At 40.8% G+C, this 25,674-nt stretch carries 19 protein-coding genes; 3 read left to right on the top strand and 16 right to left on the bottom strand.

Annotated features, from left to right (window positions below; genetic code table 11):
* Window positions 1-338: 338 nt before the first annotated feature.
* Genes ACS5PU_RS02325 through ACS5PU_RS02310 form a run of 4 tightly spaced genes read right to left on the bottom strand, consistent with a single transcriptional unit; the run spans window position 339 to window position 6,905 of the window.
* A complete protein-coding gene (locus tag ACS5PU_RS02325; protein WP_439457653.1) occupies window positions 339-1,175 on the bottom strand; it encodes a DUF3883 domain-containing protein in 837 nt (278 codons plus the stop codon).
* Window positions 1,176-1,179: 4 nt separating this feature from the next.
* On the bottom strand, window positions 1,180-2,865 hold the full coding sequence (locus ACS5PU_RS02320; protein WP_439457652.1) for a response regulator receiver domain: 1,686 nt from the start codon (window positions 2,863-2,865) through the stop codon (window positions 1,180-1,182).
* On the bottom strand, window positions 2,858-5,815 hold the full coding sequence (locus tag ACS5PU_RS02315; protein WP_439457651.1) for an ATP-binding protein: 2,958 nt from the start codon (window positions 5,813-5,815) through the stop codon (window positions 2,858-2,860). The genes ACS5PU_RS02320 and ACS5PU_RS02315 overlap by 8 nt, the downstream gene beginning before the upstream one ends.
* The gene (locus ACS5PU_RS02310; protein ID WP_439457650.1) at window positions 5,805-6,905 is read right to left on the bottom strand and encodes a DNA cytosine methyltransferase; all 1,101 of its coding nucleotides are present in this window, start codon (window positions 6,903-6,905) and stop codon (window positions 5,805-5,807) included. Before ACS5PU_RS02310 ends, ACS5PU_RS02315 begins: the two co-directional genes overlap by 11 nt.
* 655 nt (window positions 6,906-7,560) lie before the next feature.
* On the opposite strand from ACS5PU_RS02310, the gene ACS5PU_RS02305 reads away from it, so the two are divergent.
* A complete protein-coding gene (locus ACS5PU_RS02305) occupies window positions 7,561-7,854 on the top strand; it encodes a hypothetical protein (RefSeq protein ID WP_439457649.1) in 294 nt (97 codons plus the stop codon).
* 479 nt (window positions 7,855-8,333) lie between these two features.
* Here ACS5PU_RS02305 and ACS5PU_RS02300 read toward each other — a convergent pair whose 3' ends face one another.
* The 3 genes from ACS5PU_RS02300 to ACS5PU_RS02290 are packed head-to-tail and all read right to left on the bottom strand — an operon-like array spanning window position 8,334 to window position 9,781.
* Complete coding sequence (locus ACS5PU_RS02300; RefSeq protein WP_439457648.1) at window positions 8,334-8,705, bottom strand: hypothetical protein; 372 nt, start codon at window positions 8,703-8,705, stop codon at window positions 8,334-8,336.
* A 9-nt stretch (window positions 8,706-8,714) separates the two neighbouring features.
* The gene (locus ACS5PU_RS02295; protein ID WP_439457647.1) at window positions 8,715-9,131 is read right to left on the bottom strand and encodes a hypothetical protein; all 417 of its coding nucleotides are present in this window, start codon (window positions 9,129-9,131) and stop codon (window positions 8,715-8,717) included.
* Window positions 9,128-9,781: a hypothetical protein gene (locus ACS5PU_RS02290; RefSeq protein WP_439457646.1), complete on the bottom strand. Its 654-nt coding sequence runs from the start codon at window positions 9,779-9,781 to the stop codon at window positions 9,128-9,130. The genes ACS5PU_RS02295 and ACS5PU_RS02290 overlap by 4 nt, the downstream gene beginning before the upstream one ends.
* A 472-nt stretch (window positions 9,782-10,253) precedes the next feature.
* Here ACS5PU_RS02290 and ACS5PU_RS02285 point away from each other — a divergent pair, with 472 nt between their 5' ends.
* Window positions 10,254-10,622: an immunity 22 family protein gene (locus ACS5PU_RS02285; protein WP_439457645.1), complete on the top strand. Its 369-nt coding sequence runs from the start codon at window positions 10,254-10,256 to the stop codon at window positions 10,620-10,622.
* Between the two features lie 418 nt (window positions 10,623-11,040).
* Here ACS5PU_RS02285 and ACS5PU_RS02280 read toward each other — a convergent pair whose 3' ends face one another.
* On the bottom strand, window positions 11,041-11,478 hold the full coding sequence (locus ACS5PU_RS02280) for a DUF1810 domain-containing protein (RefSeq protein ID WP_439457644.1): 438 nt from the start codon (window positions 11,476-11,478) through the stop codon (window positions 11,041-11,043).
* A gap of 498 nt (window positions 11,479-11,976) precedes the next feature.
* Here ACS5PU_RS02280 and ACS5PU_RS02275 point away from each other — a divergent pair, with 498 nt between their 5' ends.
* Window positions 11,977-12,708: a LytR/AlgR family response regulator transcription factor gene (locus ACS5PU_RS02275; RefSeq protein ID WP_439457643.1), complete on the top strand. Its 732-nt coding sequence runs from the start codon at window positions 11,977-11,979 to the stop codon at window positions 12,706-12,708.
* 352 nt (window positions 12,709-13,060) lie between these two features.
* On the opposite strand, the gene ACS5PU_RS02270 is transcribed toward ACS5PU_RS02275, so the two are convergent.
* From ACS5PU_RS02270 to ACS5PU_RS02235, 8 genes are all read right to left on the bottom strand, one after another.
* The gene (locus ACS5PU_RS02270; protein ID WP_439457642.1) at window positions 13,061-13,450 is read right to left on the bottom strand and encodes a hypothetical protein; all 390 of its coding nucleotides are present in this window, start codon (window positions 13,448-13,450) and stop codon (window positions 13,061-13,063) included.
* A 6-nt stretch (window positions 13,451-13,456) separates the two neighbouring features.
* Window positions 13,457-18,928 carry a DUF6443 domain-containing protein gene (locus ACS5PU_RS02265; protein WP_439457641.1) on the bottom strand — a complete coding sequence of 1,824 codons (5,472 nt, stop codon included), beginning with the start codon at window positions 18,926-18,928 and terminating at the stop codon, window positions 13,457-13,459.
* Window positions 18,929-19,017: 89 nt separating this feature from the next.
* Window positions 19,018-19,374, bottom strand: a complete 357-nt coding sequence (locus tag ACS5PU_RS02260; protein WP_439457640.1) for a hypothetical protein — start codon at window positions 19,372-19,374, stop codon at window positions 19,018-19,020.
* A gap of 2 nt (window positions 19,375-19,376) precedes the next feature.
* The gene (locus ACS5PU_RS02255) at window positions 19,377-22,493 is read right to left on the bottom strand and encodes a hypothetical protein (RefSeq protein ID WP_439457639.1); all 3,117 of its coding nucleotides are present in this window, start codon (window positions 22,491-22,493) and stop codon (window positions 19,377-19,379) included.
* Between the two features lie 232 nt (window positions 22,494-22,725).
* A complete protein-coding gene (locus tag ACS5PU_RS02250; RefSeq protein WP_439457638.1) occupies window positions 22,726-23,013 on the bottom strand; it encodes a type II secretion system F family protein in 288 nt (95 codons plus the stop codon).
* 134 nt (window positions 23,014-23,147) lie between these two features.
* A complete protein-coding gene (locus tag ACS5PU_RS02245) occupies window positions 23,148-23,546 on the bottom strand; it encodes a hypothetical protein (RefSeq protein WP_439457637.1) in 399 nt (132 codons plus the stop codon).
* A gap of 1,050 nt (window positions 23,547-24,596) precedes the next feature.
* Entirely contained in the window at window positions 24,597-24,830 is a 234-nt protein-coding gene (locus ACS5PU_RS02240) for a hypothetical protein (protein ID WP_439457636.1), read from the bottom strand.
* Between the two features lie 293 nt (window positions 24,831-25,123).
* A complete protein-coding gene (locus ACS5PU_RS02235; RefSeq protein WP_439457635.1) occupies window positions 25,124-25,597 on the bottom strand; it encodes a hypothetical protein in 474 nt (157 codons plus the stop codon).
* Between the last annotated feature and the right edge of the window lie 77 nt (window positions 25,598-25,674).

Raw genomic sequence — 25,674 nt, 5'->3', positions numbered from 1 at the left:
TTCATTATACCTTTCTCAAGGTCCTAGGATCAAGATGTTTCTGAAAACCTCTTATATAAAAAGAAGATAAAGCTAAATATGAAAATTATAACAGAAAGATAAGTGTTGAGAGGTTATTCCGAAACAGCCAATAAGTTTGGAGCGAAAAAGGATGTCAGCACAAATGGCAAAAGCAAATACACTTTTGTCAGAAAACCTAGATTGATAACTAAAATTGGTGAAGAACCAGTTTTGCCGAAATTCCCAGGTTAACGTTCCAAGCAAATTATCTGGCAAGCTGATACCATTGTGATTTCCAAAAGAATGTAAACACGGGATTTTGATATTACCATTGGGCGCTAAATAAAGCTCCCAGAATATTGTATGGGAGTGACTTTACAGAACTGGTCAAAACTTCCAGCGCAAGTAAAGATTTTTGGTCCGTGGTTGAAGTCGAAAACCCTGTATAAATGATAATTTCTTTCATTTTCTATCGAAAAATTGTATTCATTTTGCGAAAAGAAAAAAGGGCTTTCTCGGCCGAGTTTCGTCGTTTTGACCTCTATGAATTTGTCTGTGCCATTTAAGTTTTTGGATAGTATGTCAAAGCCTAACCCATCGCCTTGGTCTTTGGATACCAATTCGATTTTGTCGGCCAAAACATCCTTGCCGGCCATGTGCAAAAGAAATTTTTCGTACAACATAACCTGTTCTTCTCCCTTCAAGCCTAAATCCCTATTCTGCTCTTCCCTTTTTAAATAATTTACCCTAACTGGGCGTCTGAGGTTCCTAAAACCCTCCAGGACATTTCCGACCACGGGTGCAGGGATATGCCATTTATGGAAATCAATATCCAGGTTTGCTGGATTTGCACCATCTGCGAAGGCAATAAATATCTGGTCAAGGAAAGGATGTCGCATGAGGTATTGCTGGACCTTGCTCACCAACAATGATTTTTGGAAATTGAACCTGGGCTTATAACCCTTGATATAAGGTATGCCTAGGCCAATTAAAACCGGACTGATATTTTGATGTTTAAATTCAACAGAACCATCGGACCTGTTATTGAGTAAAGGCATCAATGCTTTACGGTGGTAGGCTTTGTTTAAAGTCCGTCCTTCGAGCTCGTCCACGAGCATTCCAAAATAGTCGGCTACGATTAGCTCGACTTCTTTATTGGACCAATCGAAGGTCATGACACTAAATTTTCACAAAATCCACTCCCACACGCGCAGGATGACCGAAAGCGTGATTGGCAATCCTTTGGGTGTAATCGTTTCTGAGCGTGGTCACGTAGGTCACGTCAAAATAATCTAGCTTTTGGTCAAACTCCTCCTTGAAAAACTTATTTTTTATCTCCCAAATCCTCATTTTATTATCGATGAGCTTATAGTTTTCGACATTGTAAATTTTAGGTTTGATGTAAAATGGCTTATGTAAAAACGCCCTGTAGGCATTGAGTTCGGATTCCAGTTTCCTAGTTTTAAGCTGGTCTTCGGATTCTCCTTCCAGTTTTTTAATTTTCACTTTCTTGACCAATTCAGCATCGCCCCACTGGACGACCTTGCTGTTCGGAAGAAAGCTCAAAAATGCTGTGTCGCCCAACCTTAGCGCTGTCTCGACGTCTTCGAAAACCTTCCCTTTGGCAAAATAAAAGTTGGAATCGATCTTATTTGGGTAATAGCAGTCGCAGAGTGCGGTAATGCATAGATAATAATTTTCCTCGGCATCCCTGAAGACGTCACCGAAATTCAGGTTGGGCACATCGCCAGGGATTAAGCCCTTGACCGAAACCGAATTATAAAATACGTTCAGTTGATGCAGGTCTTCATTGGTTACCACGTCGGCTATTTCCTTGCTTCTATGTTCTAGGAACTCAGAATCCAGTAACTTCAGCTTGGCCGTCCTCAATTGCAAATAAGCCTGCTCGAGCAAGAGTTTTTTGATGATAATGCCGAATGTTTTATCGTCTTTGATGTGGTTCCTAAACTTGAAAAGGGCCTCAGTCGAAGACTTTAGGATGGTCTCGTCAATAAAACGCTCATTGGAATTGAATACTGATTGCATCTCGAGCCCCAACAACTGGAAAAAACTACCCTTATTTTTAACCATAATGTCCGAAATCCTCCTGAGCAACTTATTGACGTCGGAGTCCCCATCGAAATCTTTTTTTAGCGTGAGGACAAAAGTATTGTTGATCATGAAGGAGTCGTCCCCCGTGTTCAGGACCTCATGTTTGGCCACTCCCCCGTCCGGGACGATAAACTTATCAACATTCAGCGCGATGTGCACTAAACGCAATAAAAATGTCGCAGGTTTCCCCTTAGCATTTTCTATGGGGAAATTTTCAAAGTCCAGGTTGTGTTCTTCGATAAACTGGAGCATCGTGCCCTCGTCCTTATTGACTACCTCGGCCAGATCACCGGTTTCGAAGAATGAAAATTCATTCTTGATTTGTTCATAATTCTCCTTGGTCAAGCCCGAGAAATACGCATCCAGAAAAAGGGGGATTTGGTTAAAATTATTGGAACTGGAATATACGCAGCAAAAATTTATATTGGGTTTACGGATTGCCTCGGCCAAGAGGATCAATGAGTATTCCTGGCCAGCCAATTCGGCAAGCTCCCAATCCAATAAAATGAGGTCTTTCCCTTTGAACAGGTACTCCAAGGTATTTGGCTCCTCGAGATTTGATTTCTCGAATTTATGGACCACTAAGTTTTTACCGTTTTTTTTGAAGGTATCGAACAATTGGAAGGATAGCTTTTCTTCCGGGATACCTTGGTCCAATGCGGTCCCGGAGTAAAAATCTTTTGCTTTTTCGTCGATAAAGACCGCATTGTTGATCGATGAGTTCAGTATGTTGAATGCCTTATCGCTATACATTTTGAGAGTGTAAATTGGTTAATAAGAAACATGCCCCGTTTAGGGTATTATAATTTTTGTCATTTGTCGCCATCAAGTCCAGCCCTGCTTCGTTCAGGCTTTGCTTGGATAAGTATAGCCCTATGCCCCTTCCGTTTGGTCTTTGGGAATAAAATAGCTCGAATATCCGCTCGAGCCTGTAATCCGGTATTTCTTCCCCGGAATTGGCAATGGCTATAGATCCGCTGTCCGCAAAATAATCGAGTTTGATTATCCGTTGCTCTTTATTGCGCATCCAGTAGATAGCATTATTGATGATGTTGATGAAAACGGTATGGATTACCGGTTCTTTGATATTGATCGAATGGCGCTTGAAAGCATCGGTAGCATCGAAGATAATATCGTACTCGGAAATTTGATTTTCAAAAAACTCCAGCAGGTACTGATATATGGTATTTCCGGTGACCTCTTTGGTCAATGCACCGGAAATCCGGTACAACGGTGACAATAATGCATACTTATCTTCAAGTTGTTTGAAGTTTTTTTCAAGGAAATTGAACTCTTTTATTTCCTTGATACTGCTATTGCCGGCTAATACGCCAAGCTGATTATTGATCTTGGCATAAAGTTGATTGAATTCATGGTCGATAATCTCTACCGCGATCCCCAATTGGGCGGTATCGCGTGTTTGCTCCCACTGGTATTTCATCTGGTCATATTGGGCCTTGTAAGCGCCCTGGACCTGTTCTTCGTCAATATCGAAGGACAACCTTGCGACATGTTCAACCAACGGGAAGAGCGTGTTTTCCAGATCTTCGTTCAGGCTATTGTATTTTTTTTCCAGGTCCTTACTTAGGCCCGAAACCTGATCTTTAGAAAAAATATTGCCCTTTAGCGATTCTTTGTCTTCCCTTAACGCGTCGACCACCCTGTTCGACCTTCCATCGTAGTCACTTGATAAATGATGGAATTTGGCCTGTAGCCGATTCCGATGCTCAGCGATGGATTGCTCCAGGGAGGAAATGTAACCATTGATTTTCTTGGTGAAATCAATTTCCAAATCCCTTATCTCCAGCTTTTCCTGGGCTTTGAGATCAAGCTCTTCGCGCTTCGGCGCTACACGTTCGATAAACTTTGTTATCTGATCTTCAAACTTATATAAACGTTCTGTCTGGGTTTCTGTAGGTTTATATCTTTTAGGCACTTTTGGAATTAGCTGCTTGAACTCCAAATCCATATTTTGGAGTTCATCCAGTAAGCCCTCCACTTCGGCGTAACCAACATGGATTGCATTCAACCTGCTTTCGAGCAAGGCGAGGATTTCGGTATATCTATGTTGGTACGCTTCCAATCGTTTTGGATACTCGTTGAGTGCCCTAGTGAAGGCTATCTTCTCAGCTTTTTCCCTGGCTTTATCGGCCGCGACGGCACTGTTCTGGTCATTGACCTCTTTCTGTTTGTCCCTGAATATCGAATACTTTGGAGTTGTAGTGAAATAATCCTGGGCTAATGTGACGAAAAAATTGATCGCATCATTTGTGAATGCCCTGTACTGGGCGTTATTGATCAGCCCTTCACGACTTGACTTGTCCTTCAAATTAGGATTTCTCTCCCTGGTCAAATCCAGATAACCATACATCCTTCTGTACGAAAAATAATAGCTACCGGCCCTTTTTGACCGCCTAGATTCAAAGTTTAAAAAATCTGCGTTTTCCCGGCCATAAGGCAAAACCCTGAAATCGTCCCTGAATACATAAAGGCCTCCATATTCTTTCACTTTGCTACTAATTTGGTTGAAGTCGATCTCATTAAGGGAAGATGATCGCTCTTCGCCTTGCGTGTAGCCCAGTTCGATCGGTATTACGCCATAGTTTGACCTTCTGTCTTTCTTCCTAGGATTGGTGTGAGAATATTCTACTGTTTGATCGTAGATCCTAACGCTTCCCGAGAAAGTCCCGTCCCCGTCAAATTCCCCCCGGATGTAAACATCCGCCAAATCAAAATCGGATTTTGTAAAAAAATTCCCCCTGGAGTTGAGCAGGTCATAGGTTTCTTCAACCTTATGGATGTTAAACCAGGTGGAAACTGCTATGTCTGTATCCTTGAAGGGATTGGTAAACCCTGTTAAACTCGAGATCACGAACTGACGGTCTTCAAGACCGTCATCGTCTTTTTCGCCAAGATCTAGAATCTGGCTGATCGGGTTGAAGGTGATGAACATGGTTCCGTGGGCCTGGTCATCTCTGAAAAAATCCTGGATTTTGTTCAGGATGAACGGTTCTAAGGTCGCATTTTCGCATTCCTCCAGGATCAGTTCCTTTATTTCTATCTGGTTACCTTGCCAATTGCTGCTTGGCCTGGCACCATCCAAATCTTTGACAAGGGCACCACGTTCACTAACGATATATTCGTCCTTGAAAGATTCACCCGCGAAGTTAGTCAGGAATTCAGCTTTTATTTTTGTGAAGGCATCCTCAATACCATCTACAAAATTGACATCGAATATTGGGATTTTAATATCGTCCAAAAACAAATTATAGTTCTCCAATAAGCGCCAATCAAAATAAAGGGCTTGCAGGGAATAACCCAGCTTTTTGGTGAGCATAAGCATAGGATTGCCCAAATAGGCAACCGACAGGCGGCCGATGCCTTTTTCCCCAGCTTTGATCCTTGGCAGCTTCCATAGGGTGTCTTCTGATACAACGTCCAACTCTGCTCTGGATTTGGAATCGGTGCCCAGAACAAGCCACCTCTCGAGAATGTCCCTATTTGACATTCCCTTCCCATCATCTGAAAGGATAAAATATGACCTGGTCAGGCCTTCATACCCAGCTTTATATAAATCTGCTCTTAGATTATCTGCATAGGCATCATAACCATTTTTCCACAACTCAGTTATAGCTGTTGGTAAATCGGCAATCTGCCCCTTTCCCAATAAATCTACGGCCCTTGCCTTTGTCCTAAATTGCATTTCGATGATTTTGTATAATAGCTTTGCCCACAGCCTGGGCATATTTTGGAGGTACTGCGTTACCTATCATCCGCGCTGTATTGGCTAAACTATTAGCTTCGAAAATATAATCTTTGGGAAAAGACTGCAAAACTGCACCCTCCCTCAATGAAATCGCCCTGTCCTCATCTGGATGTGCGAACCTCCCATTTGAAAAGCTATAGAATTTTGTCGTTATAGTTGGAGCAGGCCTATCCCACCACATGCGTCCGTAAATATCCTTAAATCCATTTACTTTTTTGTAATGGCACGGCGGGGCCAATCGCTTATCATCGACATACGCCAATCTCGTGCCCCCGTCATGCGGTGTAATGCTCAGTCTTTCCAGATTCAACGCATCCAAACCAGCTACTGTATGTAAAAAGGAGGTAGTGTCACGATGGCCTTGAGGTATTTTTTTAAATCCATTGTTCTCCCCTAACACGTCCCTAACTGTTACCTTCGGTCCTTCAATGGGCAGTGGCGATATTTCAACATTGGTTACCCTGTTCGCAATTAAGGTGAACCGTTTGCGGTGCTGAGGCACCCCGTAATTGCTAACTTCGTGAACATCGAAGTGGACTCTGTACCCTTTAGATTCCAACCATTTGATGAATTCCTCCAAGCCACTCTCTTCTTTTCGCCTTAAAACGCCTGGCACATTCTCAACGACAACATATCCAGGATTGAAATAAGCGACGAACCGATGGAATTCTTTCAATAGGTTTTTGGATTGAGAAGACTTTTCCCTGGAGGTATTAATGATGCTCCAAAATTGACAGGGACTACAGCCGATAAGCAACAAATTATCGTCATTTTTGCTCAAGGAAACGCGTTGTTCCAGCTCTTGCTCTGTAAGCTTGAATACATCGGCGTGGATAAACTCGGCCCCTTTTATGTTGGCTTTATAGGTTGCCTCGCAATTCTGATCGAAATCGACCCCAGCCAGAATATTTACCCCAGCTTGTTGCATACCAAAACTCATCCCCCCCCCTGAACAGAAAAAGTCTACAGCCTTAATGGTACTATTGGATATGGCAGTATCGACGAATATATTATTTTTTGAGTTCATTTAATTATAGATGGCCCAAGTTATTATAAAATTGCAAATTTACAAAAAATTCCCGGTGATAATTGCCAATTCCATGAAACTTTAGCTTCATACGCCCTAGAAAAAAAGCAGGTCCATTCAGCTCCTTACTTAAAATAATTGGAGCAAGGTTCCTGCAACCTCAAGCTCCTAAATTTCTTTAAAACATGCGGTATGATCAAATTCAAATGCTGACACTAATCTTTAGTTCAACAGTCCCTTCCGAAACCCGAAACCAATCAGCACCGCAGTGTTCCTGGTACCAGACTTCAACAAAAGTACACTCCTAACCCGTCAATCGTCTATTTTCCAAGAAGCACCTTTCCTGCAATCCCTTCGTTTGTCTTATCCTGAAATAGCTTGTCAAAAGGCAGTACAAGACAAATATTTATGATGTATCAGGTTTATATCCTAAGTTGCCCATCGAAGCAAATATTAATTATCGGCAAAATCATCTCGTAAATCATTTTTACCAGAGTGGACTTCGGGATGTCGGACATCACTGCATAGGACAAAATGGATAAAAATACAACGATCAAACAGCCATTTGCTATTTTCAATGTTAATAAATACGTGACGATTTTTAAACCTAAAAATCAGGTTATAGCGTTTATATTCTTGACAGATTAAATTCATTATGAAAGAAGAACACAAAAAACAAATCCTATACTACGATACAACAATAAAAGCAATGGAATTTTATGGAATTGAAGACATTAACAAGTTAAAGGCACTGCTGGTGGAAATCAAAAAATTTGGCTATGAAAATGATATTCCAGGCATAAGTGAAGAACAAAACAGACAGACCTACACAATGCTGGATGGGATAAAGAAAAATACATCTAAAGAATCACTCGCAAAAAAGTTTGAAGACACTAAAAAAGAATTATTAACAGATCTCATGCACGCTAGACCACATATTGATACTTAGTTAGTGGTTAGCATAAAGCTATCTCCCAACGCAAACCTTATGGTTAAAAAAGGTTTGTTTCAAAAAAATCGCTAACCCAAATCAGTATTCTGCTCCTCATTTATCTTTTCCCAGCCTATTTCCGATAAGGAAACCCAAGCCGTTCCTATTTCTCTCTTACCGACATTTTCATTTGATACTGATCTTATATTGAGGGGGAATCGGTAAATTGAATGAGCTATATGCTAAGGCCTTAATCCCGTAAGCCAATGACTCGTAAAACATTGAACACGCAAGTCCTACTCTTATTTGAAGTTGTTCCCGTTCGGTTCCGGCCGGTGGACAGGGTTCCGTTCCTGTCGATTTTTGACTGACCTTTGGCTACTACACAGTACTTGAATTGCCTGTCGTTTTTAATTTAAATAGTAATATCGGTTTATATTTCATGGTCTTGCTAGAGCCCTTGTCCTATGCCAAATCTGGCTCCCCTGCCCCTACTTTTAGCCCTTCCTGATCAAATAGATTTTTGGCGGGCTGCCTTTGGGCAGATACATCAATACCCTTAACTCCTGGCCGTTATCACCGGAACCGATGCCATACAGTTTAAGCCCCGTATGATACGAATGCTTTTCGGTAAAAAACACCTGCTCTTTCGCTACAGGCAGTTTAAACCTCAGCATCTCATTCTGTATTTTGAGGTCATAATAGCCCGTGCCGTAACAAGCGTAAACCAGGCTGCCGCCATTTATCGAACCCAGCTGAAAAGGGTTGATACTGCTGAAATCAAAGCGGCCGATCTTAAAATGCCCAAGGTAGATTTCCTGCCCTGGATCTTTCCAGTGGTGAAAAGGCCGGATCCTGTCCCCAAGCAATACCGTGTTTTAAAGTCCAGTCTGATCCAGGCGGTATAAACGGCTGCTCTGCCTGATTTTCTTCCACGTTAGATCGAAAAAGCTGAGATGGGCGAGCTGGTCTGAATTTGGCCCGTCTTCTTTCCCGGGTGCCGGTTCTTCGCTGCCGATGATGATAAGCCTGTTTACCGGATCATAGCGGAGATAAGAATCGGTAACCTTTTTTAAATCCGCACCATTACGGTCTGCCGATTGGTAAAGAAGCCTTTGGCCAGGTATCACCAGTTCGCTTACCAGATACTGGCCGCTTTTAGCTATCCCGTCAAGATCCGTATACTCCTTATCCAAACGTGCAGCCTTTGCCAGGTTCGCCATCCAGAGCAGCACAGGGATCAACACCATTATCAGTAATACTATCAAAGCCATTCTTTTAGGATTTCTTTTCATGGGTTGTTCTGCTTACGCCAGGCATCCAGTTCCGTTTCCCCGCCATTAGCTCGGTCAACGACGGTAATACGGTACTGCGGAAAAGTATAGATCCTGAAAGAAAGAAACATGGAACTGTGATCTTCATCCTGCGTGGAAGTACCTATTTCATAATAGGGCCTATCAAAAGTCGGGCTGGAACCGGCCCAAACGTTATCGGCGGTACCTTTCACCTCCGGCAGCTCCCAGACCGTCCGGACAACCTCGTTTTCCGTTAGCGGTCTGGAAAACAATTTGCCCTTAACCGGGGAAAAACCGATCAGACGTTTATCCATATATTTGGCCTCTCCCTCCCCTGCCGAAAACAGTGTATCTGTCTTCCATTGCACTTTCATCAGTTGATCGCGCACTCCTAAGTCAAACTCCCGGTCGGTAACCAACCTTACGGTGTCCTTTTGTGCGTTCAGGAAATAGGCATCCCAATAATCTCCATTGCCGTCAAAATGGATGAACTGTAGCGTATCGGTATTGATTTTTACGGGAAGGCCCGATGCCAGGGGGCTGGCAGCTGAAAGGGTATCAGGGGTGATTTCCTCCCCCTGAGGTTTACTTTGTGAACAGGACATAATTAAGCCTGTTAAAAGTACAAGCGGTAATTTTATTTGTTTCATAGGTTGCATATCAAGCCTTTAGGCCATGGGTAGACTGGGCCTAAAGTGTACGACAATTTACGCAACAGAAAATATGAATTGCTATCCGGGTTATTTTTAATTAGAGGCCGGAAAAAAAGCGATGGATAAATGTATCAAAAGGCCAACCAATGCGCTGCCCCACCCACTCGAGAAGATGCAACTCCATAAATGGCACTCGCAAAATATTGCAGAAAACACCCAGATAGTGGAAGATAATTCCCAACGCCAAGGCAATAAATGAGAGAAAGAATCAACTGAAATTCGATCATGGCCAGCTGGCTGTGAATCCAATCAACGCTTCGGCTGTTGCAGGAGAATTTAGCTAGAACTCACCTGACCAATTTTCCCCAAATTTAAAATTTGCTTCAGATTAGATTATGTTTTATCTTCAAGTTTCACAAATCCTACACTTATATAAGATTATAAAATGTACATACCTCCCAGTGAAAGAATGTCAAAAGTCCATATTTGGATCGGAACCACAACAGCTGATGAAGAAACTTTTAATGCGTATTTCGATCAGGAAGAGGAAATGAGCCGATTTTCCCAGGATATAGGCCTTGATGAAGAGTACGACGAGGATTTCATCGGGATATTGCCCATTATGGATCGCGAGTATCCCGTAGCCGAAATCATCGCGAACAAAATCCCCATATCCATCGAAAGCTTAACCTATGCAGTAGCCTCCTGCGACCGTTATGGCATGGAATCGGCAAATGCAGCATTTTATTTAACAGATTCCAAAGTAGAGATTGAAAAACCGATCAGGGATCACTACAATGAGCTGAAATACCTTGGCGTATTTGAAAGTGCATTATAGCAGTTCTGTTCTCTCGATCACTTCGTACTCACCAGTGATCAAACTGGGGCGCTTTAGTGCGTTCATCAAAAAGCAACACCTCCGGAAGATCAACGCTGAGCGGACCAATGAAGTCAGAACAAAATAAAAATTTCGATAAAAGATATGGAAAGAGATTATAAAATCCATTACCTGATCATGTTGGAAGTTCAACGCTTGACAGGAACTAACTACGATTTTTACGAACAGTGGAGAAAAAGTCCGATGGTGAAATCACCGAATTCATTGATAACGCAATTATCAATTACCCTGATCAAAAGATCGAGGATTCGACCGAAAGGCTGACATCAGGTTTTTATAGATGTTTATTCATAGAAATTTCTTCCTGAAGCGTACTACCGTTAGATAACAAAAAAGGCTACATAGCTGCCTGACCGGCCTACAGGTATCCCGGAAGGTCTTCCAGCAACTGAAGCGTCAGCGTATCGAGGAAGCCGCCATAATATTTATCGATCACACCATTGAATACCGGACTGGTTCCATCCACTTTTGCAAATAAAGTCATGCATGACCGTAGTTTCAGATCGTCCGGCGATCCAAAAATCTCATGTGCGGATCTGCCCTCCAATAATAGCAGAGCCGTTGATATCTCGATCAGGTTTGGGCCCAATACAGGATGCCTGAGGTAGTCCGAGGCTTCACATAAATTATCTAGGGCATAGTATTCGGCCACCTCGCTTCTGCCCAGCCCTTTTAACTGCGGGAAAATGTACCACATCCAGTGTGTAACCTTATAACCTGCTTTTACCTCATCCAGTGCCCTGAGGTAGGACTGGTTCTGTGCAGTTAAAAAACGCTGTATTTTCTCCGGCTTCATCAATCAGTATATCTCGTAGCTTTTGCCGCAAATCTAATCTTTTTTCATTCTCCTCCGAAAAAAATTACTTCCCATTTTAGAATCTGTATCCTATTTGTGAAGGACCCTTACTTTTGTTTGTAACCAATACACCCTTGCTTATACTTATCTGAACAAGAAAAATGCTAATCAAAACAATGATCAACCGTAGGTACAATATCGGAATGCAATTATTTCAATGATAAAAGAAGGAGGTTAATTGCCCTCCTCCTTATGTTACCATAGGCTTCCGACAGCGTGGTAAAAACTGAAAAGCTGAAATGACAGGTTAATAAAAAAACTATGATTTCCCCGTTAAAATCTTAACTTATCGATACCCAACCAATATTTTTATGCCAACGACCTATTTTTTATGCGGGTAACCTATACCGCTATGCGAAAGACATTCTGAGCAGCCACCAATTGCTAATTAAAAATACAGTCACTATCTTAGCGGCAGACTTTGCCGCTACCTTTGATATGGAACTAAACTGCATACTGGTTGATGATGAGACCTATATACTGGACCAGCTAGCCGAACTGGTATCAATTACCCCGGGAATTATCCACAAAAAAAGTTTCGATAACGCCTATACTGCCCTGACCTATCTACATGAAAATGGCCATGTAGATGTCGTATTCATGGATATAGAAATGCCAATGATCAATGGGATCGAAGCCGCGAAACTGTTTAGACCATACTGCGATTTTCTGATATTCGTAACCGGACATACCGAATACGGGGCAGAAAGCTTTGAGATCGGTGTAGACGGTTATCTACTTAAACCCGTCAGTGAAGTTAAATTTATCCGGCAGATCCAGCGGCTATTGGAAGCAAAGTCAAATGAACCGTCCGTCAAAAATCCTGAGGCCTTTCTTTTGATAAAGGGCGGGGCAAAGCATAAATATATAAGCTTAAAGTTCGATGATATACTATACATCAGGTCAATGTCGAACTATGTCCGGATTTTCTTAAACGGTATGGACTACACCACCTATCACACCCTTAAGCATATGGAAGAGGCTGTACGGGAGCGGACGGAATTTTTAAGGATAAACAGGTCTGAAATCATATCCTTTAACCATGTCAAGCAGATTGATGGATACCGGATTATACTTCACAATGGAACCAGGTTTACCGTGAGCAGGAGCTATAAGGATAGCTTCGATCAGTTTCTCCGGAACCGTTTACCGGGCCCCGGCATCAGATAAACTGCAAACCGTAGTTTGTAAAGTTTGAAATAGCAGGGCGGGACACACCTGTCCTTAAAGAACCGATCATTTAGGGACCCATTATATGGCTTGGCGATGGCCAACCGCATAATGGTGCCGCGGTCCCAAAACCTACCAGCAACTGGGCCTACCTATTTAGGCTGTCAACAAAAACAACAAAGCCGGCCAAAAAGGCCGGGCTTTTTTAAATACTAAATTCATATTAACAGGCAAAACTAGCGTATGTCGCTTTGGAAGGCAACCAATGGTTCGGCTTGTATCTTTACACCTTCACCATCTTGACCATCGCTAACTAAAACAGGTAAAAGTCCATAAACCAGCGAAAATAGCTTTAATGAATAGTATAGGTGTTACCACTCCCCAGATTTAATAGCGTTAACTTCTTATTCGTTACTTTGACAACTTTAAAATTTGAGATATCAATTTTGACCGGAACTGAATTAGCATAAATGGAAATCCTGACTAAATAATTCTGGTCTTTTTTATCCAGGAATTTTGCATTAAGCGAATTTTCGACCTGGAAAACCTTATCTGGAACTTTCAGCCCTTCGGCTAGGTTAGTTGTAATGAAGATATGGCTGTAATTGGAAATATTTTTTTGCAACCCAGCTATATGATGATCCAATACCTCCTGAAGAGAATGAAACTCCTTCTCCTGACTGAAGACGGATTTATTGAATGCGGACAGAAAAAATAAAAGGATAAAAATTGTATTTTTCATATTTTATTATTTTTTAGGTGTTACAAAATATCTTTGTGGTATCGTTGCTGTTACACCAGTATGCGGATTATAAATATACACAGTTCCATTTCCTCTTCCAAAAACATAATTGGTTCGGGCTGTGTTGCTCGTATTGATATCTAAGCCATCACCGGATGATGGTGGTTGATTAAAACTAGCAGTACTTGTTGATGTTGACATCGAAACACTACTTCCTGTACTACCTCCCGATACGGTTGTTTCGTATGCACTCGGGTGGCTATGAAATATCGATCTAGTGTTATTATCTTCGGTTATTGCAATAGTCGCTTTTGGAGCTCCTGGCTTTGTAATAGGGCCTGCAGGGGATTCAGTTACACTGCCATTATTAGAAATAGCTCCGCCATACTCTCTACTGTTGGCGTCTGAGGTACCACCTTTGCCATTATCTTTGTTTACAATGTTTACCATAGCCTGTCTCGTTGCTGATGAACCTTCGATCTCTTGCACATTGTTATAAATGCTGGGATTCGCATCGAAAGCAGCAGTATTTCCAGAGTTTTTAGTTATAAAATTTTTAGTTTCTTTCGCTGTAGATTTATCAATTCCTGCCGATTTCGCTCCACCCTCGAAGGTTTTCTCTGTTGTCTTAATTACATACATTTTACCATCAGACTTTCCATCAGTTCCAATTTTCTTTCCATTTTCATCCAAAAAATCTCCCCAGAACATTCCATCGGGATCTATAAACCTGACCGGATTATTTCTTGCGTAATTATATGGCGACCATGCCCTATCAAGTTCAGCCATTGGATCTGTAGTGTTCCATCTCCCTAACACTGGATCATAAAATCTAGCGCCATAATCCAATTGATCTAAACCAAGTTCACTTTGTTTTTCCTTACCGTTATACTTGTAGTTATTTATTGGACTACCAGTCAACTGATTGCCGGGATTCATATCCAAACCAAAAGGATAGTAATCTTGGACTTGTGCAATGCTGCCATCCTGTTTTATAATTGCCCGAATGTTGCCTAAATGATCCTTCAGAAAATATTCATAAGCGTAAGGACTTCCCGGCAATGCCCTACCTTCGTCAGTCATAATAAAATCTATTGAGTTTCCGGTGTATTGAATACCGTTAAAGTATTTGGTTATCTGGCTACCCAGTTGTTTTGCGATTTTATTTCCCCGTGCATCATATGTATAAGTTAAAATCTCACCTGTACTCCCCTTTGTATACGATTCTGGCAGGTTTAAAAAATTATACCCGATATTGGTAATACCATTTTTACTGCTACTGGTTTGATTTCCATTTAGGTCATAGGTATAGGCACCACTGGCATTTCCGCTACCGCCATCTGCAACACTGGATAATCTATTACCACTTACACCATTATCAGCATAATTATAGGTCAGATTATTCAATAACCCTGATGGTCCATTATTTCTTTTTAAAGTCTGGATATTCCCCATTTGATCATAAGAGATTTCCTCGTTAAACCAATTCGATTTACCCTGGCTATCATATATCGCCTTTTCTAGTTTATCGGTTTTATCATAGTTGTAGGTATAGCTTTGCAACTGTTGGCTAAGGCCGAGACCTGCTGGAACCATCGTCTGCCAGCTCAAGGCCCCTATATTTCCATTATAGGCACCAGGTTTATTGCCATATTCGATCTGCATACCAAAAACATGCATGGCATCAATGGCATTAGGGTTATTAATACCCATCAACCATCCCCGTTCATTGTATTTATAATCAATATTTTGAATAAACGAGCCACCAGCGGTTCCGTGCAGGCGTTTTTGTTTTGCCTGTCCCAGTTCATTATAATCCACCTCACTCAGAATGACCTCGCCCTGCGAATTTATATTCTGCTTCGTACGTTTTTTACGCCCCATATGATCATATTCAAAGCGGGTTAGAATGTTTACCGATGCTGAATTCGAGCTATGATTTCTTATGTTGGCAGTCATCTCCCCTGAAAAAGAGTAAGTGTAAGAAACTTCATCGTTTCCACCGAAATTGTTGTTGGCTATGGTTCTGGATAACTGTCGTTTTATATTATAGTAGTTCACCGTAAGTAACATATTCGCAGTCCCTAAAACCCTCACCTTCGTTCCAGTGGGTAACCCACGGATTCTATCTTGATCTAACTCAGGATAAACCGGTAATGGGAAGGTGTTGCCAGGAAAGCTATAATCATCATAAAACTGTACAGTATGGTAAACAATATTGGGATTCTCTTCGCCAGCCATTGGATGGGTGCGGACTGTATAACCGTCATTCCTCGCAGTGGTCCGCTCTTCCCAAAAATCGGTAAGACTATTGATGTAGTCATTTTGCAGGGTAGCTCTGCTCATCGAATTGTTATTTTCGACCCCAGTGATAATTACCCGCCCAAGCCCATCATATTTTATAAAGCTCCATTGGTGGGCTAACTGTTGATTTGCATCCTGGGAATAAACAAGCTGGTCATTCTTATTATAAACAAGAAATTCCCACCCTTTCCCGGGTACTTTTTTCTCGATAACCCTTCCATTTTTATCATAGTGGTATTGATACCCAAAATTATCAAGTGAAATCTGGCTGATATTGCCGGCATCTGGACTGTTACCCGGAGTCAGAACAAAGGCCAATTCACCAATTGGGTCATAAACATAATAGGTGCTCAACACTTCAATCGTATTGTCCGCTTTACGGTTATTACGGCGGACTAAAATAATTCTATCAGATCCATCCCTATATTCTTCAGTTGTTCCTGCTTTTTGATCTGTGGCAATCCAATTCTCATCGTACTCAATATTCACCCGTAATTCATTCCTGTCATAAAAACCGGCCTCAATCAATTCGTGTTGATTTAGGTAAATTCCGTTGTAGGTATACTTATATCTTGCAGTATATTTTCGGGCCTGTCTTTCTCCTCCTTGTTCGGTATTGGTCAGATATTTTGTTTTAAGCGTATGTCCGTTCTCACTGTTCTGCTGGGGTTGCCACAATAAGCCTGGCGCACCACGTTCCTCCACTCTGGCCAAGGGACTTTTTTCGAGCTTAGAAATGCTGTAAGGAGCAGATGTATATTGAATACTCGAACCTGGCAACTGATTCTCATAAAAAAACAATTGAGCAGATAGCGCGTTTGTCCGGAAACTGCCATTATTAGAGGTGGCGGTATAGGGTTGATAACTTACCGTTTGCCGCCCGTAAATATCATAAACAATTGGCTGAATGAGATCATTTCCTGATGGACTTCCCTGAACCTGTACAGTTTGAACGGGCCTTCCAAGTGCATCGAAGTACTGGATATTTGTTTGCACTCTATCTTTATCACAACTTGCAGCAACAACAGCACCTGGGGTGGTTAGATTTTCTTCTCGTGGAGCATAGGTAATTATATAATTCTGATCCCGGCTTGGCGCGAGACAAGGGCCTCCTTCAGTTATTTCAAGGGAAAAAATACTGGTACTGCTTCCATAGACTCCCTTTACCGTTACAGTGTAAGTTGTCATAGGAGATAACACTGTCGGGGAACCACTGATGACACCAGTTAAAGCATCGAGTGATAAACCTACTGGGAGCGCAGGACTAATTGTGTACGTCCGCGTGCTAACCTTTCGTATCACCTGTCCACCACTTTCGGCTACGTACAGATTATCTCCTCCATCGACGCTGAGTCCGTAGGGAGAATTAAATCGTATAGCAGCATCACTACCGTTCACCGTTGCCGCACTTCCGTTCCCAGCTAGCGTTGTTACCACGCCAGAGCTACTCACCTTCCGGATGCTGTGATTCAGTTGATCTGCAACAAAAATATTTCCAAAAGCATCTGCAGCTACTCCATTTGGATAGTTGAAGCTTGCACCGGTTCCTGCGCCATTTGTAAAACCAGCAGCACCGTTCCCTGCTACTGTACTTACGCTACCTGAAATATTGATTTTCCTAATACTATGATTGAGTCTATCTGCCACGTATAAATTTCCACCTACATCAAAGCAAAGCCCCATTGGGTTACGAAATGAAGAAGCTAATGCAGGGCCATCCATGTTTCCCGCGGTACCGGTACCTGCAAACGTAGTCACGTTTCCACCCGGCGTAACTCTACGAATCCGGTGGTTACCGTAGTCGGCAACAAACAGATTACCATCGGTATCGAGCGCCAAACCAATGGGACTGCTGAAGCTAGCGCCAGTGCCTGTTCCATTTGCAAATCCGGGCGAACCATTTCCTGCAAATGTTGTTACTGCTCCGGATGGCGTAATCTTTCGGATTCGGTGATTCTGTTGATCCGACACATATACAACACCAGCTGCATCAACAACAATTGCTGAAGGATGCTGAAATTGGGCAGATGTGCCCTGACCGTCTGCATAGCCCGGATAGCCCGCACCTGCTAAGGTAGATACTACCCCCAATGGAGTGATCTTCCTGATCAGATGATTATCTCCGTCTGCCACGTAAACATTCCCATGAAGATCTACTGCCGTATTCAAGGGCGTATAAAAGCTTGCTGAGCCACCGCTTCCATTTGAAGACCCACTGTTTCCAGTTCCAGCTAAAGTAGTGGCAGTGGCATTGGCAGAAACCGCGCCTCCCGTGTTTGTCGGTGAGAGATTGGCTGAAACCCCAAGGACCAAGCTGGAAGGGTTTGGGTAAGAAATAACGGGAAGTTGTGAGGAGACGCCAAAAGTGATATTAACTGTAGTCACAATATTCCCAGTATTAGTCGAATATCCCTCCGAAACAACGTAATACGTACCTGCTGATAGTGTTGTTTTGATGTAGGCCTGAGAACCTGGACATGGGCCAAGGGAACTGTCATCATTATAGGCAATCTCCGTCCCCCACTGATCCAAAAGGTGCAGGTAGGTGTCAAAGCCACTCCCACAATGAAGCAATTCTACTTCAGCTGTCCCTGATAAGCTGAATTTATAGAAGATATCGTTACTCTGTTGTCCAAGGGTATTTCCAAGGCAAGCATCCGCATTGCTTCTGGTATCGCTAAAAGTACCGCTCGAGGAAAAGGTACCCGCATTTATCGCCTGTGCAATACCAGAGCCCTGTATACCAGCTCCACCTCCCTGGATCTGAACATCTAATGCGATATTGCCGGTATAATTCGAGTAACCTTCTGTGACGATGATATAGGATCCTGCTTGAAGTATCTGGCTAAGTGAGGCTCTTGTGCCTGAGCAAAGAATACCATTGTCATCATTAGAGTATAAAACAGTTCCGTTCTGATCAAGAATTTCAACAAATGTATCAAAATTACTTCCACAGAGCGAAACACTAACATTTGTCGCCCGAGCAATTGTAAAACCATAACAAATCTCCGGACTGGCAAAGCCGACATTGCTAGGATACCCCGCATTGCTGCGAAAATCTGAAAAACTTGTTGGACCACATGAGTTAATGGGAATTGGATACGGGCTATAAACTGAACCAGATTGAGCGTAAACCCCATTCGAAAACAGTATCATGATTACTAATAAAGACATTAAGCTACACAGGTACCTTAGCGTCGGGTATACAGAGCGGTAAATAGATTTCATTGCATTAGCTTACTATAGGTTGACAGATAATAAAATTAGCGGTTAAATTGCTTTGCATCACCCCTTTCAGTAGTTGGTATAAGTTTTGACTGCTGTACAGGATTTAATATCGCCTTTAAGCGTCTGTTTTTTTCATGGATCATAAGGTCAATTTTTGTCCTTCTGCCAGCATCGGTCAAACTTGAGTCTGCCTCAATTGCCGATATTCCTTTTTTATAGTCCCCCTGGATCTGAAGCACGAGCTCTGCTTTAGTTGAGTCTATCTGTAAGGTCTTACGGTAATGATTGCGTTGATCCCGCTTCTGGACAGCTTCTTTGGTTTGTGCAGAGCCTTTCTGGGCCAAGCCCATCAGAATTATCGCCAGCAGTGCAGTAAATATGGTTTTATTCATTTTTATGGTTGTTTATAGTGGTAGTCAAATTGTTTAACGATATTTCCATCTTGATCTTTAATTACCTTTAACCGTTGTAGGTTATCGTAATCGTAAAAAACAGTCATTCCCTTAGAATCTGTCATGGTACTAATCCCTATTAATGGTCTATATGAAAAAGTATTGATTAGGGAATTTTTTGTGCGGGAATCATAGTTCAGTGGAGCGAGAAAATTATTTACGCCCCAATGTGTAGTAGGCATTGCTGTTGCGAAAGAAGTTAAATTGCTAGCGCCGAGTATATTTTCAAGGGTACCATATGTCGCATTTTCAACCATACCCACCATATAATTCTGGTTATAAGACCAAATTAAGCTCGTAGTTTTTCCTTTCTCTGTAAACTGCAGTAAATTTCCTTTGTCATCATATCGGTCAAACGTTCTGGTATTTATTACGTCACCGGTATAGTGTGTTTCAGAACTTTTAACAAAAAAGTTCCCATCTTGACGGTAATTGTATGTCAAGGTCTTAGATGCTGTTACACCGTTGGCAGTGACATTTGGATAACTCGTCTCTTCGCCAATTGATATCGGATCCGATATCCTTCCCTGAGCAGCGATATTTGCGTAAAGCGGATTGAAGAATGCCTCATCAGCCAAATACCGATAAGAATTTGTTCTCCTCATCCCCTTATAATCTGTGGTCACAGCACTTAACAAATTTTTATAATTATAGCTATACAAAGAGGATTTTTTTAGACTGTCTGTATCAAAGTATTCTACTTCGTTGACTCGGGATGGATTAGATATAAAATCGTAAATCGGATATATGGCAACCATGTGTTGGGGCTGGGATCCCCAAACTTTTGAATTATTCGTAGCATCAACATAGACATAATAATAGCCACGATAATCAGATACCCTCAATCCATAGAAGAACTGTGTCCATTGATTTTGGTACTCGGTTGTGATCTTTTTCTTCAAAACTCCCTGTTGATTATAAATTTTGACTGATTTTTCAAGGCCGGTTTTCGGTAAAGTACGATTTTCAATGGCTGGAACACTGATCGCTACCTTACTCATATACTGGACGCTGGTTGAAGGAAGGGTATTGGGATAATTATGGAAATCTGTCGTCGTAAACCCTAAGTCTGTCCCTTGCTCATCAACCAATCTATCAGTTACCTGGTCGTATCCAACACCGTTAACGTCGCTAACGGTTGAAGCTGAATAATATCCGTTTCCGTTTAGTTCTTCGCTAAAATAGGAAGTGACCTGAGCATTCGCTTCTGGACCGTTCTGTAGCGCAGATATATAGCTATCTGAGAAATTACGATATAAGTTTATCGGCAATAGGGCCTTTCCTCCAATGTAAGAATATAGATGCTTCTGGTAAATTGATCCAACTTCATTTCTATGCGTAACTGATTTTACCCTTAAACCACAACCCTTCGAAGTCGTATTGGTGTTCGTTTCATAATCGGGAACCCAGTAATTATCAAAGGTATTAAGCTCATATTCAAAATTTGCACTACCACCTGTTGGGTAAATAATCTGGGTTAATGTTTCGGCCCTGGCGAACGGCAAAACAGCTGAATGATTATTACCGTTATTTCCAAGTGAGGGTTTGAGGTACTGCGTTGGATTAGGGATTAGAGAAGTATTACCAAGTTCTCCATTGTAAAAACCCCATTGGTCCTGGGCAAAAGAGTTCTTAGCTGGCAAGGGCTGAGTATCATAGTTGAAAATATATGTGCCCCCCTTTCCATCCATAACCGAAGTTAGTTTTAAACGCAAAAACGCGGTATTTCCGAAAATACTATTGTCATAGCTGAACCCACCACCTCCAATAGGCTGTGAATTTGAATAACTATAATTCAGATTAATATTTCTTACTATTTCTTGCGAGCTTATCCGTATATTATCAATTTTCCTCCCTCCCAACCTATCAAGTCTTTCAGATGAGTAAAAATCAACTCTGCCATTGGAGAAAACTATCGAGGATGGGATTACATAGGACTCGGACTGCTCACTTCTATTTGAAGTAAGCATACCTTCTGCATGAGTGTCGGGCAAGGTGCCACTAAGTGCCAGAAATTTCATTGTATTATAGTAGATGCCTACGCCGGTTTCAGTGACCTTTTTCCAAGTTTGAGAAAACTGTGGAAACATTTTAGCTACATCAGTTTTTATATAATTAATGGTAATATCATGTTTATTTCTGGTCTTAATACCCGTTAAAACCCATGTGGCAGATGTATTTCCAGGATTAAGATAAGTGCCTCCACCATAAGACCCACCCAAAATATTAATCGTGGAATAAGTCAAAGTACTTCCAGGATTTTTTAACACAAAGGAATAAATTTCACCATTTGGAATTGTTATAGAAAACCCCCCATTACTGAGATACTCAACAGTATACCCCAACTGATTTAACACCTGGATTCTATTATTATCTTTCCGGTCAAAAATAAAATTAACGCTGTGGCCAAAGAAATTGGCTTTAAACACATCAGGCTCTGAATCTGAATAAGAGGAAGTTAAAAAACTTTGAGGGTCGTAATTTCCGTCTTTAGGGTAGTACCCTCCAGTTGCTATTGGGAACGCATAGTTGGGTAAAGGCTGGTTTACGGGTAACGTTGGCCCGGATCCATATGATTGTATAGGCCAATCCCAACGATACGGCAATTCTGTGGGGATGGTAGAACCCACATAGTCAGCCGATGCTTTTCCAAAATTTGAATTCAAATCATCCAAATCATTTACTATCTGTACAATGCTGCCGAAAGGCATACTCCAACCAAGACCCACCTCCCCAGACTCTTCACTCACCCTTATACCACCACTATGGTAGGACAAATTGATTGGCAATTTGACCCCATCATCTTCGATCTGGTATAGCGGCACAGATATCTCAGCAACCCCTGTATATTTCCCGACAGGCAAATCGGTATATTTTAGATATTCAAATGCCGAAGGAGTTAAAGGCCTAGATTCGTCCATCAGCGATTTTGTTTGCGAAAAAGACGTGTCATAGCACAATAGCGATAATAGTGAACCCAGCAAAGCAATGCGTAATGAGGTCATCTGCTTTAAAAATGGATTAAATCTTTGAGTGAGCTTAATTTTAGATGATAACATATTATTCTTTCCGATTCCGTTCAATGATTCGATAAACGACTAAACTTTTTTTGATCAAAGTAGATAGTAACTACCAGAGTGAGAAATCTTTTTGACGAACTGCACCTATTTTAACATGAACACGCGTTTGCAGGTGACGAAATTTTTCTGACAGCAGATTTTTGTGGTCATTTCGTTAACCTCACGAGTGAATGCCTTCAGCAGGCATCAGCCTGTTTTTCTGTTTTTATCCTTAAAAGGCACCGCTCATCTGGAACATGGGCAGGTACATCGCTATCAGGATTACCCCAACTACCAGGCCCAGAAAAATAATGATCAGCGGTTCCAAAAGCCCGCTAATGCCATTGGTTTTATACTCTACCTCTTCAGTATACTGTTCGGAGAGCTGTTCAAAAAAATGTTCCAGTTTCTTTACTTCCTCTGCGATATGGATCATCTGGATGAATTTAGCCGGATAAAATGGATATTTTGAGAGTGCTATAGATAGGCTACTGCCCAGAAGAATATCGGCCTTGGCCATTTTTCAGTTTTTAATGACAAGCTATTTCAGGACAAGACATTTAGGCTATAGCCCGGCAATCAAATTGGCTGCAGTTTGGCCCGAAACGAGGTGGTCAGTTTCTTTGAAATACACAGATTATGAGAAATTTTGGATTAATCGATAAGACTCGTAGCAATCTCTTTTGTTTTACCCTCATTTCCAAAAGTTAAACTAGTTTCGTTAAAATCTAATTCGTTCTCGAATACTTTTACAAATGAGGCTGCTACATAGTACTTTTCTAAGCCACTTGTAATTTCAAACAAGTAATTATTTTCACTACTTAGATAGCTAGAAACCGAATCATATTCTAAAATTTTATTCTCATCAGCTATTTCAATGCAAATCCCGTTAAGCCTATTAAATAATTGCATATAGACCGTATTAAAGAAAATAACATCAATATTATGAGAATAATTTTCATTTTTTTGAGATCGTAAAAGCAATTGCCCATGACTAATTTTTATATCAAAGGTTGTAAAATATCTATATGATTTAAAAATATTAGTTTTCATAATTCTTTATTTAGTGAAATGGATTAGGAACGATCTTGCCCCCATTTTAAAAAATAGTCCGTTCTAACGCACCAGGGTTAGAATAAAGTTCATATAGCTTCCAACTTGTTGCTCTGCTTGCCCCCTTAACCTTTTGCTCCTTCTGGAATCGCGCCCTAAGAGCTAGTTACCCCTTTTAAGTTAAAGTGTATTTTATTTGTGGGATTATTGATCACCTCCAAAAATTGTGCTTGAAAATCTTTCGCCCCCATGTCAGTTTATTTTGTCAATCTTAACCATTTCTATGATATAACTAGTTAACAAGTATACCTGCTGCCTTCTTATCTAATCCTTGAATTCTTTTAATATGGAATGTTGCAATATTTCCAGTAAAGTTAATCGAAAGCCAATTTTAAAACTGCAATCAGTTAATAAAAACCATTTATTCTTCCAATAACGTATAGGGAAAAAGCGAAATTGATCAATAAAATAAAAATGACTAGTGCCACCTTCAAAGTCCCTTCTGAATTTTTTTCTTTAGGCAGGTTCTCAAATTTCTTAAAATACTTTTTCCACGTTTGATCGTGCACGAATGCAAAATAATTCACTAAAATTATGCAAATCAATGGTATCAGTTCTTGAAAAGAAAAGAAATCGACATAATAGTCACGGTAAAAAAATTTATAATATATTTTAAAGGAGGCTAGAGCAGATAATTCTAAAAAAATTATCGCCAAAGTAGCTGTAAAGTCACTTGGAAAAACCGACGGGGACCATTCCCCAAATTTAAACAACTTGTAAAATAAATAATAGTAATTCTCCTTTAAATTCATTTTTTAAGATAGCTAGAATTAATGTACGTGCCACATCAAGTGTTTTTCACGTGCTTTAGTAGTTTCTTGTCCTTCACCAATCTTTGTACCGACTTTGAGCCAGAATCTGGAGCATATGTGGTGATTTCAGGCATGGTAGACACCGGATTTCAATCCAAAGTGTGCGCCCGGATTTTAGCCCCTTGATCTAAGGAAATCTGAACAAACCTGTTCTAAAGATAAAAGTTCATCCGAAATTTCAGCTTTCTGTTTTCAATGCGGATATCTGCTCAAGATCATCAAAAAATTCAGCAACCAAATAAATAGGTGCTATGTCATGATGACCGATTTTTAATGAATAAACCTTTTTATCCTTAAAAAACGGAATGTTTTCGGAGACACTCACATCTGCGTGCTTAACCAAAACTGATTTCGTTGTAGGCGCTATGCTAAACCATTTATGGGTTTCAATTAAGAGCGTTTCATTCTCCATTAATACGCTTAGCCATGTTTGTAAAATATTTCTTTCTTGAAAAGTATGGCACTATAAAAGCAGTTGTTATTAATACAATGGGAAAGATCGAAATTAAGATAAACTTTAAATTTAGTCCATAAATTACCAAACCTATTCCTAAGTAAAACAATAAAAAAACTGGTACATAGAAAACTAACCCATGTCTTGTTTCCTTAAGTCATTCTTCATAAAACGCTTTCCGGTTTTTATTAATTTCGTAAGTTATGTTCTCCATTATCTTAGAAGCTTTCAGATAAAAAAACTAAACTATTTCACCCTATTTTGCACAATAAAGATTTTAAAGCATCGTCAAAAAAATCTTCTACGATATACAGATCAACATTACCGATGTCTGACATCTTCAATACCCAAACTGCTTTTTCTTTAAAGAAAGGATTATCGAACTGTTGATTAAGTCGAAAGGTGGTTTCTGTAAAAGAAGCACATATTGGTTTGTATTTAAACCAACCATAAGTTTCAACGCTAATGATCTGATTCTCAAAATGCATTTTTTTCACCATACCATTGATATATTTTTTTCTTAGGAAAAGAGGACTATAGACCAAACCTGTAAAAATAGCAACTAATGGCAGCAATACGATTAAAAGGAGCTTGATTGAAATCCCTATAATGAGGGTAAAACAAGTCAAACAGATTATCAATACAATTGGTGCAGCAATAAAAACACTTTGTTCCGCATCTTTTTTCCATTTATGATAAAATAGTTCACTTTTGCTATTTGCCATTAGCGTATATTTTTTATTTGCTGTCACCTCCATTACTTAATACATCCGAATAAACACCTATTTGAGCTCCAAGAGTA

Origin of the sequence: Pedobacter sp. GSP4 (assembly GCF_051857575.1) — a bacterium.
GTDB lineage: Bacteria > Bacteroidota > Bacteroidia > Sphingobacteriales > Sphingobacteriaceae > Pedobacter.
This window is presented reverse-complemented; position numbering and strand designations above follow the sequence as displayed.

Coding starts and splice junctions, on each gene's coding strand:
- ACS5PU_RS02325 (WP_439457653.1), bottom strand. CDS start 1,175: ATGACCTTCGATTGGTCCAATAAAGAAGTCGAGCTAATCGTAGCCGAC.
- ACS5PU_RS02320 (WP_439457652.1), bottom strand. CDS start 2,865: ATGTATAGCGATAAGGCATTCAACATACTGAACTCATCGATCAACAAT.
- ACS5PU_RS02315 (WP_439457651.1), bottom strand. CDS start 5,815: ATGCAATTTAGGACAAAGGCAAGGGCCGTAGATTTATTGGGAAAGGGG.
- ACS5PU_RS02310 (WP_439457650.1), bottom strand. CDS start 6,905: ATGAACTCAAAAAATAATATATTCGTCGATACTGCCATATCCAATAGT.
- ACS5PU_RS02305 (WP_439457649.1), top strand. CDS start 7,561: ATGAAAGAAGAACACAAAAAACAAATCCTATACTACGATACAACAATA.
- ACS5PU_RS02295 (WP_439457647.1), bottom strand. CDS start 9,131: ATGAAAAGAAATCCTAAAAGAATGGCTTTGATAGTATTACTGATAATG.
- ACS5PU_RS02290 (WP_439457646.1), bottom strand. CDS start 9,781: ATGAAACAAATAAAATTACCGCTTGTACTTTTAACAGGCTTAATTATG.
- ACS5PU_RS02285 (WP_439457645.1), top strand. CDS start 10,254: ATGTCAAAAGTCCATATTTGGATCGGAACCACAACAGCTGATGAAGAA.
- ACS5PU_RS02280 (WP_439457644.1), bottom strand. CDS start 11,478: ATGAAGCCGGAGAAAATACAGCGTTTTTTAACTGCACAGAACCAGTCC.
- ACS5PU_RS02275 (WP_439457643.1), top strand. CDS start 11,977: ATGGAACTAAACTGCATACTGGTTGATGATGAGACCTATATACTGGAC.
- ACS5PU_RS02270 (WP_439457642.1), bottom strand. CDS start 13,450: ATGAAAAATACAATTTTTATCCTTTTATTTTTTCTGTCCGCATTCAAT.
- ACS5PU_RS02265 (WP_439457641.1), bottom strand. CDS start 18,928: ATGTCTTTATTAGTAATCATGATACTGTTTTCGAATGGGGTTTACGCT.
- ACS5PU_RS02260 (WP_439457640.1), bottom strand. CDS start 19,374: ATGAATAAAACCATATTTACTGCACTGCTGGCGATAATTCTGATGGGC.
- ACS5PU_RS02255 (WP_439457639.1), bottom strand. CDS start 22,493: ATGTTATCATCTAAAATTAAGCTCACTCAAAGATTTAATCCATTTTTA.
- ACS5PU_RS02250 (WP_439457638.1), bottom strand. CDS start 23,013: ATGGCCAAGGCCGATATTCTTCTGGGCAGTAGCCTATCTATAGCACTC.
- ACS5PU_RS02245 (WP_439457637.1), bottom strand. CDS start 23,546: ATGAAAACTAATATTTTTAAATCATATAGATATTTTACAACCTTTGAT.
- ACS5PU_RS02240 (WP_439457636.1), bottom strand. CDS start 24,830: ATGGAGAATGAAACGCTCTTAATTGAAACCCATAAATGGTTTAGCATA.
- ACS5PU_RS02235 (WP_439457635.1), bottom strand. CDS start 25,597: ATGGCAAATAGCAAAAGTGAACTATTTTATCATAAATGGAAAAAAGAT.